The sequence below is a fragment of the Shigella sp. SIG6 genome (assembly GCF_053555815.1).
The window spans coordinates 1-578 of the sequence record NZ_JBQZXC010000306.1; the positions used below are offsets into that span (position 1 = coordinate 1).

The following is a 578-nucleotide window of genomic DNA, read 5'->3' on the forward strand; positions in this document are numbered from 1 at the left end:
TCTGAAATCGCAGCAGCAGGCGAAAAGGCACAACAGAAGTCCCGGGATAATCTGGGGCTGAAAAGTGCGGCCACGATGGAAGCACAGAGCGACATTTACGACCGGACAAAAGGCCGTCTGGCGATACCCGGCGCATTCGGCTTTGGGTGTGCTTTTCTGCCTGAAGATGTTATCCGTTTTGACACTAAGAGTGATTTCCTGGCCTGGGTAAGGAATGCGCTGCCAGGTGAATATTCCGTTGCTGGCCCCTACGGCATCATCATACCCGACACACGGTTTGAAGGGGTGCTCAGCATCCGGTGGACTGATGCACGCCCTGAGACAACAGAACCGCGGTACAGAGCCAAATCCCTTACTTTTTACGGCATTAACGGCCCCATTTATCACACCCGCTACTGCTATTGGCCCATATCCAGACTGACTGGCTGGGTGAAAATAAATATAACCACAGAAGATATTATTTACAGAATCGTGGCGAGCTCTGTCCGCAACAGATGGGGAGACCCTGACATTGGCGGGCTGATTATTGCTGCGTACCAGGGAGAAGCTGACGGTGATAAAGTCATCAGACTTGTCAG

At 52.1% G+C, this 578-nt stretch carries 1 pseudogene; it reads left to right on the forward strand.

Annotation, left to right across the window (positions count from 1 at the left end):
• Positions 1-578: pseudogene (locus ACUU1M_RS20515) on the forward strand (hypothetical protein); the annotation flags it as partial.